The following is a 12187-nucleotide window of genomic DNA, read 5'->3' as shown; positions in this document are numbered from 1 at the left end:
CCGCTACGCAGCCCAGCGGGAGCAAGCTCCCTCGCCACAAGGGCATCCCTGCGCCACAATGCCGATCAGAACAAACCCATCTGCCCACCGATCAACGTTGAAAAATCATCATCCACAAACGGCAGGATCGCATCCGCCACCGGCTGCAGCTGTTTGCTCACGTAGTGGTCATAGTCGATCGGCGCGCTACGGGTTTCCAACGGCTCGGGGCCGGCGACGGTGATGACGTAGCTGATCCAGCCGCCATTCTGGTATTGCCGTGGCCGGCCCTGGCGCTCGTTGAACTCGTCGGCCAGCCGCGCGGCCCGCACATGTGGCGGCACGTTGCGCTCGTAGTCGTCCAGCGGACGACGCAGGCGCTTGCGGTAGACCAGGCGTTCGTCGAACGCGCCGGCCAGGGTCTGCTGCACATAATCGCGGACGTAATCCTGATAAGGCTGGCGATGGAAGATCCGTCCGTACAGCTCCTGCTGGAACTGCCGGGCCAGCGGCGACCAGTCGGTGCGCACGGTCTCCAGGCCCTTGTAGATGATCTCGTCGCTGCCGTCGGCACGGGTCACCAAACCGGCGTAGCGCTTCTTGCTGCCCTCCTCCGCGCCGCGGATGGTCGGCATCAGGAAACGCGTGAAGTGGGTTTCGAATTGCAGCTCCAGCGCGCTTTCCAGTTCGAACTCTTCTCGTACGTGATCACGCCACCATTGGTTGACGTGAGCGACCAGCTCCCGGCCGATCGTCGCGGCTTCTTCCTGGCCGTGGGGGCGGCGTAACCAGACGAAGGTCGAATCGGTATCGCCATAGATCACCACATGGCCCCGCGCTTCGATCAGTTGCCGGGTGCGCTGCATGATCTGGTGGCCGCGCAAGGTGATGGACGACGCCAGGCGCGAGTCGAAAAAACGACAGCCACTGGAGCCCAGCACGCCGTAGAACGCGTTCATGATGATTTTCAGCGCCTGGGACAGCGGCGCGTTGTGTTCGCGCTTGGCGGTTTCCCGGCCGTTGGCAACCCGCGCCACGATGGCCGGCAGGCAGTGCCGGGTGCGCGAGAACCGCGCCCCGCGAAAACCTGGCACCGACTCGGTGTCGTCCGGGTGGCGCAGCCCTTCGATCAAGCCCACCGGGTCGATGAGAAAGGTGCGGATGATCGACGGATACAGGCTTTTGTAGTCCAGCACCAATACCGATTCGTAGAGCCCCGGCTGGGAATCCATGACAAACCCGCCAGGGCTGGCCTCCGGTGGACGCTGGCCGAGGTTCGGCGCGACGAAACCCTGGCGATGCATCAGCGGCATGTACAAATGCGTGAACGCCGCCACCGAGCCGCCGCTGCGATCCGCCGGCAGGCCGGTGACGCTGGCCCGTTCCAGCAAGAACTTGAGCAGCTCGGTCTTGGCGAAGATGCGCGTGACCAACTCGCAATCCTTGAGGTTGTAGCGAGCCAGGGCCGGTTTATCCTCGGCGAACATGCGGTTGATTTCGTCCATGCGCTGGTACGGGTTGTCGATGGACTTGCCCTCGCCCAACAGGGTCTGGGCGACGTTTTCCAGGCTGAACGAAGGAAAACTCCAGGTCGCCGAGCGCAAGGACTCGATCCCATCGATGATCAACCGGCCAGCCGCCGAGGCAAAAAAATGGTTGTTGCGCGCGCCGTGCTCGCGCCACTGCATTTCTTCCCCGCCACGGCCAAGACGCAGCGGCACGGCCAGGCGGCGGGCGTGTTCATGCAACACGCGCAGATCGAACTGCACCAGGTTCCAGCCGATGATCGCGTCGGGATCGAAGCGGGCGAACCACTCGTTGAGTTTCTTCAACAGCGCCGCGCGGGACTCGCAGTATTCCAGCTGGAAATCCACCTCACGATCATCGCCATTGGGCGGGCCGAGCATATAGACCTGGCGCTCGCCGCAGCCCTCCAGGGCAATCGAATACAAATCGCCCTGGGCGGTGGTTTCGATGTCCAGGGACACCAGCCGCAGCGGTGGCCGGTAGTCGGGGGCGGGTTTCATCTGGGCATCCAGGAGCAAGCCATCGGTTGAAGGCGTGCCGCCGAACCAGACCGGTGCGGTGATGAAACGCTCCATCAGGTAGCGTTCCGGCGGCCGAACGTCGGCCTCGAATACATCCACGCCAGCCCGCCGCAACGTGGTGTCCAGGCGCATAAGTTGCGCATGTTGCCGGCAATACAGGCCGAGCACCGGGCGATGCTCGAAATCCAGCAGGTCCAGGGGCCGCAATTCGACGTCCTTCTCGCCCTGCAACAGCGCCTCGACCTGGCCACGCTGGATCTGCGGCACGAACGCCACCGACGTCTGCACCGGCAGGCGCAGGCGCCGGGGACCGGCATCCGTCGCCAGCCAGAACTCGACTTCGGTGCCCGCCGGGGTATCGCGCCAATGCCGGGTCAGGACGAAGCCCTGCTGTAGATCCACCGCTGAAACCTCGAATTTTGCGTGTTACGCATTCTACCTGTGACCAGAGGACTTCACCTGCCTGGATCTGCTTTCGTGGCGAGGGAGCTTGCTCCCGCTGGGTCGCGCAGCGGCCCCCTGTATCGTCCTGACACACCGGGTTGTCATGGTTTTTTCCGGGCCGCTACGCAGCCCAGCGGGAGCAAGCTCCCTCGCCACGACAGCGCGCCGCAATAAATCAGTGGATTTTCACCATCCATGACGGTTTTGGACGGCTGACTGCCGCTTTACCGCTTGCTCTGCGCCGTTGGGTCTACGATTCTTGCACCACCCGCAAAAACAACACCCGAGGCTTCCCCATGAAAACCGTCGCGCAGTTGCTCCGGATAAAAGACGAGAAAAACCAGCAAGTGCACACCATTTCCCCGGACGACATGGTCTTGCAGGCCCTGATGCGCATGGCCGAGAAAAACGTCGGCGCCTTGCTGGTGGTCAAGAACGATGAAGTGCTGGGCATCATCAGCGAGCGCGACTATGCGCGCAAAATGGTCCTGCACGGGCGCTCTTCGGTGGGCACGAAAGTCAGCGACATCATGGTTTCGCCGGTGATCACGATCGATCCACACCAGAACGTCGAGACCTGCCTGAGCATCATGACCGAGAAACACCTGCGGCATTTGCCCGTGGTGGAAAACGGCAAGCTGGTCGGCCTGTTGTCCATCGGTGACCTGGTCAAGGAAGCCATTGCCGAGCAGGCGGACCTGATCAGACAACTGGAGCAATACATTCGCGGCGAATGATTGGCTCGGGCGGGTTGCTCATTCTCGACTCACTTCTATATTGAAGGAGTTGCCCCCGCCGAGCATCCTCATGGCCGTTACCGACCGACTGATCATTTGTGAACATTGCGATGCAGTGTACGAGCCGGTTGCGCTCGCCCCGCATCAAAAAGCCTCGTGCGTGCAATGCCATGCAGTGATCCAGCGCTACAACGGCCTGACCATCGAACAGCGCCTGGCCCTGACCATCACGGCAGCGGTGCTGTGGGCCTTCGCCAATGTCTATCCGGTGATGAGCATCCGCCTCCAGGGCCTGAGCAACAGTGCGACCCTGTGGGATTCGGTCGTGGCCCTGAGCCAGGGGCCCATCACCTTCATCGCCCTGGTCGCCGCCGTCGCGATCATCATCGCTCCGGCGTTCCAGTTGGCGCTGCTACTCTGGGTGCTGGGCTACGCCCATTCCAACCGGCGCGCCCCGGCCTTCAACCTGTGCATGCGCAGCCTGGAAACCCTGCGACCGTGGAGCATGCTGGAGGTGTGCTTGCTCGGAGCCCTGGTGGCTGTCATCAAGCTTGCCGGGTTGCTGGATGTGCTTCCCGGTATCGGTCTGTTCGCCCTGGCGGCCTTGAGTCTGTTGATGATCCGCATTGCCGGTCGCGATGTGCGCGACCTGTGGAACACCCTGTGAACGCCGCACCGCCGGGCAATCCGCCCCAGGCCAGCGATCTGAACCTGTGCCTGTGCCACAGCTGCGGCCTGGCTTGCGACATGACCGACGAACCCGAGACCTGCCCACGCTGCGATGCCGCCCTGCACCGGCGCAAACCCGATACCCTGACCCGCACCTGGGCCTACATGCTGGCGGCACTGGTGTTCTACATCCCGGCCAACCTGCTCCCGGTCATGAATACCCAGATGCTCGGTGACGGCGCGGACAGCACCATCATCAGCGGCGTCCTCGAGTTCTGGCAGAGTGGTGCCTGGGACATCGCACTGATCATCTTCATCGCCAGCATCGCGGTGCCGGGCATCAAGTTCGTCGTGCTGACGTTGCTGCTGGTAACCGTACAACGGCGCAGTACCTGGGCCCAGGTGCAGCGCGCCAAGCTGTATCGGCTGGTCGAAGTCATCGGCTACTGGTCGATGCTTGACGTGCTGGTCGTAGCCCTGGTGGCGGCACTGGTCAAATTCCAGGCCCTGAGCGACATCGAACCGCGACCGGGGATCCTGTTCTTCGGCCTCGTGGTGCTGTTCACCATGCTGTCGGCCATGAGTTTCGACCCGCGGCTGATCTGGGACACCCAACCATCCGAGGAGGTCATGGATGAAGTCACAAGCCACTGACGGACAACCCGCACCGGGCCGTGCCCATGTCTCCACCCGCCGCTGGACCGTGTCGCTGGTGTGGATCGTGCCGATCATCGCGGTGCTGGTGGGCGTGTCCCTGGTGGTCAACAACTGGCTGCAGGAAGGCCCGACCATCACCATCACCTTCAAGACGGGCGAAGGTCTGACCGCCAACAAGACCCCGGTCAAATACCGCAATGTGGTGATTGGCCAGGTCACCGACGTGCAACTGAGCGACGATCAGAAAAACGTCACCGCCACGGTCAAGCTCGCCAAGACCGCCGACACCTTCACCCATGAAGACTCGGTGTTCTGGGTGGTCCGGCCGCGGATTGGCGCGGGCGGGATCTCCGGGATCGACACCTTGCTGTCGGGAGACTTCATCGGCGCCGACGCCGGTCATTCGAAAGTGCGCGCCAAGTCGTTCACTGGCCTGGAGGCTCCGCCACCAATCACCTACGGCGAACCGGGCAAGCGCTTCACCCTGCATTCCCAGGACCTCGGTTCGCTGGACATCGGCTCGCCGGTGTATTTGCGCAAGATTCCGGTGGGCCAGGTGGTGTCCTACGGATTGGACGCCGATGGCAAAGGCGTCAATATCGAGGTGTTCATCAACGCGCCAAATGACGCCTACGTCACCGAGAACACCCGGTTCTGGAACGTCAGTGGCGTCGACGTGAACGTCGGCGCCAACGGTTTTGCGGTCAAGACCGAGTCGCTGTCCGCCCTGCTCGTCGGCGGCATTGCATTCCGGGCCCCGGAATACAGCCCCAACGACACGCCCGCTGCCGAGGACAAGGATTTCGAACTGTTCGCCGACCAGCAAAGCGCCCTGGCCCCGCCCAGCGGCAAGGCGCAGTACCTGGCCTTGCGCTTCGACCAGGCCTTGCGCGGATTGCGCGTCGGCGCCCCGGTGGAATTCCTCGGGATCGAGATCGGCCGGGTGGTGTCCATGAACCTGGACTTCGACGAAAAGCAGCGCACGTTCCCGGTCAACGTGGGAATCGTGATCTACCCGCAATTGCTCGGCAAGGCCCACGAGAAACTGCTCAAGTCATTGAACTACGACCCGGAAGACGAAGCCGCCGCCGCGCGCCTGGTCGGCAGTTTTGTCGAGCGCGGCCTGCGCGCCCAGGCCCGCAGTGGCAACCTGCTGACCGGGCAGTTGTACATTTCCCTGGATTTCTACCCCAAGGCCGAAAAAGTCGCGTTCGACCTCGCCGCGCGCCCCCTGCGGATCCCGACTATCCCGGGCAGCCTCCAGCAATTGCAGGAACAACTGCAGACGGTGGTCGAGCGAGTCAACAAGCTGCCGCTGGAAAGCATCGCCAGCAACCTGGACGGTAACCTCGTGGAGCTGCGCAAGGGCCTGTCGCAATTCAACAGCAAGACCCTCCCGGGCGTGCAAAGCACCTTGCAGGACGTGAGCAAGACCTTGCAGTCGGCGAACTCGACCCTGGCGGAAGATTCGCCGCAGCGCGAACAATTGACCCAGACCCTGGATGACCTGGGTCGCATGTCGCGTTCGCTGCGCGAGCTCTCCGATTACCTGAGCCGACACCCTGAGTCGCTGCTTCGTGGCCGTCCGAAAGATGCTCCGGCGCAGAACCTTACCTTTCCGGTGAAAGAATGATCACAGGAGCACGCCCGATGCCGCTGATGCTGAAATGCTCGTTGATCGCCCTGGCGCTGCTGCTCGGTGCCTGCCGCAGCGATCCCATTCACTACCACACCCTGAGCCCGGTCGAGCCGGCTGGTCAGGCGCGTGCAGGGGTGGATATCCAGACCGAACAACTCAGCGTACCGCCGCAAGTGGATCGCACCCAGATGGTGATTCGTCAGGGCGAGAGCGGTCTGGCGATCCTCGAAACCGAATGGTGGGGCTCAAGCCTGGCGGATGAACTACGCAGTAGCCTGGACGAGCAATTGAGCAACCCCGGGGCCCCCAGGCGGCTGTTGCGGGTGGAGGTGCAACGCTTCGACTCAATCCCCGGCCGCTATGCGCGCATGGACGTGCAATGGCGCTTGCGTAGCCATGGCAACGAAGCTCAGGCCCTTACCTGCCGCAGCAGCCTGCAGACGCCGGCCGGCGGCAGTATTGACGACCTGGTGAAAGGCCATCAGCAGAATGTTCGACAGCTTGCAGAACTCGTCCGCCAGGCCGCCTCGCGCAACGCTTGCCCCTGATTCATTCGGGCCAATGCAGTGAAAGCACCGGCGCGACTCGCGGATGGCGGTCGATGCGCTCCAGCAGGGCGTAGAATTCGGGACGGGCACTGAGCATCGCTTCCCGGGTTTCGACCCATTTGGTAATCACCGCCGCCAGGATATCCAATGCACCGGGCTCGGCACCGCCGAGGAAGGGGGCCGCAGGAAACTGGTCGGCAAACAATGCCCAGTTGCGATACAGACGTTGCTTGGTGCCCGCCACCAATCGCTCCCGGGCAGCGTCGTCGGCGTCAGGCAGCCAGCGCTGCGGAAAATCGATGATGCCGATCGGCGTGTAGCAATTGGCGGCGATATACACCAGGCCGCGTATGACCTGTGCACGCTGGGCCGGATCATCCGGCAGCAGTTTCGATTCCGGAAAAGACAGCCCCAGGTGAATCAGGATCGCCGCCGCCTCGGTGAGCACCGAGCCGTCCGGCAATTGCAGGGTCGGGACCTGCTTCTGCGGATTCAGGGCCTCAAGTTCCTTCGCTGCGTCATTGTCCTCGGTCGAATAGGTGTCTACCCGGCGGTAAGGCACGCCGCAAAGATCCAAGGCGACCTCCACGGCAGAGGAACCGGATTGGCTGTGGCCGAATAACTGATACATGGACTGGTCTCCTTCAAAAAGGGATTCAGCTCGGTAGAGCGCACCGGTGCCCCAGTGTTCCATCAACCTGGCTGACACCAACCCCGGCGAGCTATCACCGCCATCGATGTTCACCATCACGTCAATGAAGTTCTCACGATCGGTGCCCGGCGCAACAATGGCCCCACACAAACCAACGCACCCCCGGAGCACACCATCATGAAACGCCAAATCGTCCTCAGCCTCGCTTTCTCCGTTCTGGCAGCCAACGTATTCGCCGCCACTTCCCAGCCGGTCGTTGCCGAAGGCGGCTCTGACCGACTGATCGAAAACCGTGTTGCCGAAGGCGGTGCCGATCGCCTGCTGGAACGCCGTGTCGCTGAAGGTGGCTCCGACAAGCTGATCGAAAACCGTGTTGCCGAAGGCGGTGCCGACCGTCTGCTGGAACGCCGCGTTGCCGAAGGTGGCTCCGATAATTTGGCCAAGAACCGCGCATGAATTGTTACCACCGTGCTGCAAGATCCTTCAAGCCATCGCAGTAGAAGCCCGGCCTCATCCGCCGGGCTTTTTCATGGTCGAAGATTCAGCGCCCCGAAGCCCGCGTCATGCACCGCTGATACCGCTCATCCACGCGCTTGGCAAACCATGCGGTGGTCAGCTTGCGAGTGATTTTCGGACTCTTGAGCACGATGCCCGGCAACACCGCCCGAGGCAGCGGCTTGCCCTCGGCCTTCTCGGCCAATTCGAACACCCGCTGGTAGAGCTTGCTGTCCTCGAACGCCAGGCTGTCGCCCAGTTCCAACTGATCGCGGATGGTCGGGTTGCGCATGCCCAATGACTTGCCCAACGTGCGCACCGCCAGTTCCGTGCTGCCGGGCATGATCGAATCTGGCAGGATCAGATCACCGTCCAGGGCCAGCGTAATGCCCGAAGCGCGACTCACCGCATGCTGGAAGGCCGCGTTGCGACTGGCATACCAGCCAGCATTAAAATCGGCGAAACGGTACAGCGGCTCGGTGTAACTGACGGGATACCCCAACAAATGCGCGATGCCGAAATACATCCCTCCGCGACGACTGAACACTTCCCGACGAATCGAGCCATCCACCGTGTAGGGATAATCGCGCGAATTGGCCTGGGCGAAGGCAATGCTGACCTGCATCGGCCCGCCCGTATGCACCGGGTTGAAGCCATCGAACAGGGTCTTGCCGAGCGGCACCATGCCGATGAAATCATCAAAAATCGCGCTGAGCTCCTTCTCGCTGCGCGCCGCGTTGAGGCGGCCGCTGTAGCTTTTGCCATTGGAGGAGCGCACCTGGAGCGCGCCGCTGACCAGAAATCCCGGGATGCGTAGCTTCGCCGCCCGGCGATCGATTTCCTGGCGGGCGATCTTGCCCAGCCCCGGCACGGCGGGATCGGCCTGGAAGGTCGACTCCTGCTCAGTCACCGCCAGCACTGAACAGATGTTCTGGGTCGTTGGCGGGATCTGCTGCGCCGCAAAGGCCACGTAGATGTCCGTGGCCCAACCTTCCCGATCGGCGGTCTTGGCCGGCAGCAGCCGCACGATCTGCGCCTTGACCTCGGCAGGCTGGCGCTCAGGCTCCTGGGCCTGACGGCTGCCGCAGCCGGCCACGGCCAGCAATGCGGCAAGAGTGATCATCAATCGAGTGAAATGCATGGTGCTCCATCAGTTCCTTTGTTCGGGAGCAACCATACGATCAAAAGCCTGTGGAGGCTACTGATGCACTGATGCAAAGCCAGCACAAACCTGGTGGGCGCGCTGGGTCAGATCCCGCTCAGCGCCAAATCCATTGCGAAGTAAGTGAAGATCAGGTCCGCCCCTGCCCGCTTGATCGCGCCCAGGCTTTCTCGCACGACTCGAGCTTCGTCGATGGCCCCGGCCTGTGCGGCGAACTTGATCATCGCGTACTCGCCGCTGACCTGGTAGGCCGACAATGGCAGGTTCGAGGCCTCGCGGATGTCGCGAATGATGTCGAGATACGCCCCGGCCGGCTTGACCATCAGTGCATCGGCGCCCTCCTGTTCGTCGAGCAGCGACTCGCGCAGGGCTTCGCGGCGATTCATCGGGTTCATCTGGTAGCTTTTGCGGTCGCCTTTCAAGGCGCTGCCGCCGGCCTCGCGGAACGGCCCGTAGAGCGCGGAGGCGAACTTGGTGGAATAGGCCATGATGGCCGTCTGGCTGAAGCCCGCGTCATCGAGTGCCTTGCGAATAGCCTGGACTTGCCCGTCCATGGCCGCCGACGGCGCGATGACATCGGCACCGGCGCGTGCCGCCGCTACCGCTTGCTTGCCCAGGTTGACCAGGGTTCGGTCGTTATCGACTTCGTGACCGTGCAGCACGCCGCAGTGGCCGTGATCGGTGTACTCACAAAAACAGGTATCGGACATCACGATCATTTCCGGCACGGCGTCCTTGCAGATTCCGGCCATGCGCGAAACCAGGCCACGCTCGCTCCACGTGTCGCTGCCGTCGCTGTCCAAATGATGGGACACACCAAAGGTCATCACCGCCTTGATACCGGCACGAGCATACCGCTCGATCTCCCCGGCCAGCTTCGATTCCGGGATACGCACCACGCCGGGCATGCTCTTGATCGGCACGAAATCGTCGATTTCCTCTTCGACGAAAATCGGCAGTACCAGATCATTCAAGGTCAATTCGGTTTCTTGGAACAGGTTGCGCAGGCTTGCACTGCGACGCAAACGGCGTGGACGGGCTGCGGGGAACTGGCTGGACATGGGACTCCGGGGGCGAAATGGAACATGAGACAAAGCTTATGCCCTGACCAGGCAGGGCACAAACGCCGACACAGGAACAGAGCGTTACCGGCCAGGCAATAATCCGCTTACTACGTCAGCGAGCCGCCGGTGCAAGTCATCCAATCGAATCGACCGGTCATTCCGGAATCTTCAAGCCACGAACCACCGCCGGCCGCGCCAGGAAACGTTCCAGCACCCGCGTCACGTTCGGGAAGTTCTCGATACCCACCAGATCACCGGCCTCATAAAAACCAAGCAGGTTGCGCACCCATGGGAACGTGGCGATATCGGCGATGGTGTAGCGCTCGCCCATGATCCAGTCGCGTCCTTCCAGGCGTCCGTCGAGCACCTTGAGCAGGCGCTTGCTTTCCTCGACGTATCGGTCGCGCGGCCGCTTGTCCTCGTAATCCTTGCCGGCGAATTTGTTGAAGAACCCCAGCTGACCGAACATCGGCCCGATGCCCCCCATCTGGAACATCAGCCACTGGATCGTCTCGTAGCGCGCCGCCGACTCCTGGGCCAGCAGTTGGCCGCTCTTGTCGGCCAGATAAATCAGGATCGCTCCCGATTCGAACAAAGCCAACGGCCGGTCTCCCGGTCCGTGGGGGTCAAGGATCGCCGGGATCTTGTTGTTGGGATTGAGCGAGAGGAACTCGGCGGACAGTTGGTCATTGTTGCCAAAGTCCACCTTGTGCGACTCGTAGGGCAGACCGATCTCCTCCAGCATGATCGACACCTTCACGCCGTTGGGGGTCGGCAGGGAATAGAGCTGCAGCCATTCAGGGAACTGGGCGGGCCATTTCTGGGTGATGGCAAAAGGGGTCAGGTCGGGCATGGCGTGGGTTCCATGGTTCAATCGGAAAGCCCAAGCATAAATCAGCTGAGCAGGCTTTGGGTCTTTGAACATAAGCCTTGTTCTTGAGGGGCAGCGCCACCTTCTTAATTCCGCAACATCCTGTCGCTAACATTCGCTGCGTCCCTTGGCGGGACGCCGCTCCAATGCCGGCATCAGCCAGGATCGACCCCCCAGGATCGAACCAAAGCAGCGGCGGGGACTCTGAAAGACGCCCCGAGCAATCGAAGCGGCAGTAACGACAGGGAAAACACCCGGAGCCCAGAGGCTTTGCGGTGCCGGGGTTTGTCAGCCTGAATCGAGCAGACAAAGACGTATATCGATGATCAACCCACTGAAGTTCGCCCCGTTGAAACGCCGTCCGTGGCTGCTGCTACCGACGCTGCTCGTGATCTGTGGGCTGGCGCTGTCGCTGGAATCCAGCGTCAGCAGTGCCCAGCCCGTCGACGGCGTGCAGACGCTGGTGTTCCTGCGCCACGCGGAAAAACCGGCCGGCGGCCTCGGTCAGCTCAATTGCCAGGGGCTGAACCGCGCCATCGACCTGGCCACCCTGCTGCCGGAAAGATTCGGCGAAGCCGACTACGTGTTCGCGGCCAATCCGACCCGTAACGTCGAAGAGGGTGAGCTGGACAATTCCTACAGCTACATCCGTCCATTGATGACGATCAGCCCCAGCGCCATCAAGCTCGGCCTGCCGGTGAACATCGAGTATTCAGCCAACGACACCAGCGACCTGGCTGATGAATTGATGGACGACAAATACCACAACTCCACGATCTACACGGCCTGGTCCCACGGCTACCTGCCGGAACTGATCAACAAGGTCGCGGGTGAAGCGGTGGGCAAGCGGCAGACCATCACCGACGACTGGGCATCGAGCGATTTTGACTCCCTGTATGTGCTGACCCTGACCTGGCACAACGGCAAGGCCAGCCTCACCAGCCAAAGCTACAAGCAAGGCCTGGATAACGGGCAGAAGACCTGCCCGACGTAATCTGCCAAGGATTAACTGTGAGAGCGAGCTTGCTCGCGATGGCGACAGCACATCCAACATTCCCACCAGCTGACCCAGCGCTTTCGCGAGCAGGCTCGCTCCCACAGAAAATCGGTGGTGGACGCAGAATTTGTGAGCAGCCGCAGATCCATGTGAGAGCGAGCTTGCTCGCGATGGCGGCAGCACATCCAACATTCCCACCAGCTGACCCAGCGCTTTCGCGAGCAG

At 62.1% G+C, this 12187-nt stretch carries 11 protein-coding genes and 1 pseudogene; 7 read left to right on the top strand and 5 right to left on the bottom strand.

All coding sequences use genetic code 11. The features are described from left to right. Positions 1-65: 65 nt before the first annotated feature. A complete protein-coding gene (locus ACE04F_RS23015) occupies positions 66-2429 on the bottom strand; it encodes a DNA polymerase II (RefSeq protein ID WP_486110053.1) in 2364 nt (787 codons plus the stop codon). Positions 2430-2767: 338 nt separating this feature from the next. On the opposite strand from ACE04F_RS23015, the gene ACE04F_RS23010 reads away from it, so the two are divergent. The 5 genes from ACE04F_RS23010 (at position 2768) to ACE04F_RS22990 (ending at position 6721) form a co-directional block, all read left to right on the top strand. Then, positions 2768-3208 (top strand): CBS domain-containing protein, encoded by a 441-nt coding sequence (locus ACE04F_RS23010; RefSeq protein ID WP_305500192.1) that lies wholly within the window; start codon positions 2768-2770, stop codon positions 3206-3208. Between the two features lie 70 nt (positions 3209-3278). Next, positions 3279-3875 carry a paraquat-inducible protein A gene (locus tag ACE04F_RS23005; RefSeq protein ID WP_434573292.1) on the top strand — a complete coding sequence of 199 codons (597 nt, stop codon included), beginning with the start codon at positions 3279-3281 and terminating at the stop codon, positions 3873-3875. Next, a complete protein-coding gene (locus ACE04F_RS23000; protein WP_486110052.1) occupies positions 3872-4531 on the top strand; it encodes a paraquat-inducible protein A in 660 nt (219 codons plus the stop codon). Before ACE04F_RS23005 ends, ACE04F_RS23000 begins: the two co-directional genes overlap by 4 nt. Then, positions 4512-6167: a PqiB family protein gene (locus tag ACE04F_RS22995; protein ID WP_486110051.1), complete on the top strand. Its 1656-nt coding sequence runs from the start codon at positions 4512-4514 to the stop codon at positions 6165-6167. Before ACE04F_RS23000 ends, ACE04F_RS22995 begins: the two co-directional genes overlap by 20 nt. Before the next feature lie 17 nt (positions 6168-6184). After that, the gene (locus ACE04F_RS22990) at positions 6185-6721 is read left to right on the top strand and encodes a PqiC family protein (RefSeq protein ID WP_486110050.1); all 537 of its coding nucleotides are present in this window, start codon (positions 6185-6187) and stop codon (positions 6719-6721) included. 1 nt (position 6722) lies between these two features. On the opposite strand, the gene ACE04F_RS22985 is transcribed toward ACE04F_RS22990, so the two are convergent. Then, positions 6723-7352: a glutathione S-transferase family protein gene (locus ACE04F_RS22985; RefSeq protein ID WP_486110049.1), complete on the bottom strand. Its 630-nt coding sequence runs from the start codon at positions 7350-7352 to the stop codon at positions 6723-6725. A 198-nt stretch (positions 7353-7550) separates the two neighbouring features. Between ACE04F_RS22985 and ACE04F_RS22980 the strand changes: the two are divergent. Beyond that, positions 7551-7823, top strand: a pseudogene (locus ACE04F_RS22980) (hypothetical protein); the annotation flags it as partial. A 91-nt stretch (positions 7824-7914) separates the two neighbouring features. Here the strand turns inward: ACE04F_RS22980 and ACE04F_RS22975 are convergent. From ACE04F_RS22975 to ACE04F_RS22965, 3 genes are all read right to left on the bottom strand, one after another. After that, complete coding sequence (locus tag ACE04F_RS22975; RefSeq protein ID WP_486110048.1) at positions 7915-9009, bottom strand: DUF1615 domain-containing protein; 1095 nt, start codon at positions 9007-9009, stop codon at positions 7915-7917. Positions 9010-9116: 107 nt separating this feature from the next. Then, positions 9117-10091 carry a porphobilinogen synthase gene (hemB, locus tag ACE04F_RS22970; protein ID WP_486110047.1) on the bottom strand — a complete coding sequence of 325 codons (975 nt, stop codon included), beginning with the start codon at positions 10089-10091 and terminating at the stop codon, positions 9117-9119. A 157-nt stretch (positions 10092-10248) separates the two neighbouring features. After that, entirely contained in the window at positions 10249-10947 is a 699-nt protein-coding gene (locus tag ACE04F_RS22965; protein ID WP_486110046.1) for a glutathione binding-like protein, read from the bottom strand. 340 nt (positions 10948-11287) lie between these two features. On the opposite strand from ACE04F_RS22965, the gene ACE04F_RS22960 reads away from it, so the two are divergent. After that, positions 11288-11959 (top strand): histidine phosphatase family protein, encoded by a 672-nt coding sequence (locus ACE04F_RS22960; protein ID WP_486110045.1) that lies wholly within the window; start codon positions 11288-11290, stop codon positions 11957-11959. The last annotated feature ends 228 nt before the right edge of the window (positions 11960-12187 follow it).

Source organism: Pseudomonas sp. AGC41, from assembly GCF_057334555.1.
The sequence above is the reverse complement of the archived record's forward strand: the minus strand, read 5'-3'. Positions and strand labels throughout refer to the sequence as shown.

Bases quoted from the DNA above. Each gene is read 5' to 3' on its own strand.
- ACE04F_RS23010 (WP_305500192.1), top strand. From the start codon at position 2,768: ATGAAAACCGTCGCGCAGTTGCTCCGGATAAAAGACGAGAAAAACCAG.
- ACE04F_RS22995 (WP_486110051.1), top strand. From the start codon at position 4,512: ATGAAGTCACAAGCCACTGACGGACAACCCGCACCGGGCCGTGCCCAT.
- ACE04F_RS22975 (WP_486110048.1), bottom strand. From the start codon at position 9,009: ATGCATTTCACTCGATTGATGATCACTCTTGCCGCATTGCTGGCCGTG.
- ACE04F_RS22985 (WP_486110049.1), bottom strand. From the start codon at position 7,352: ATGTATCAGTTATTCGGCCACAGCCAATCCGGTTCCTCTGCCGTGGAG.
- ACE04F_RS22965 (WP_486110046.1), bottom strand. From the start codon at position 10,947: ATGCCCGACCTGACCCCTTTTGCCATCACCCAGAAATGGCCCGCCCAG.
- ACE04F_RS23005 (WP_434573292.1), top strand. From the start codon at position 3,279: ATGGCCGTTACCGACCGACTGATCATTTGTGAACATTGCGATGCAGTG.
- ACE04F_RS22990 (WP_486110050.1), top strand. From the start codon at position 6,185: ATGCCGCTGATGCTGAAATGCTCGTTGATCGCCCTGGCGCTGCTGCTC.
- hemB (WP_486110047.1), bottom strand. From the start codon at position 10,091: ATGTCCAGCCAGTTCCCCGCAGCCCGTCCACGCCGTTTGCGTCGCAGT.
- ACE04F_RS22960 (WP_486110045.1), top strand. From the start codon at position 11,288: ATGATCAACCCACTGAAGTTCGCCCCGTTGAAACGCCGTCCGTGGCTG.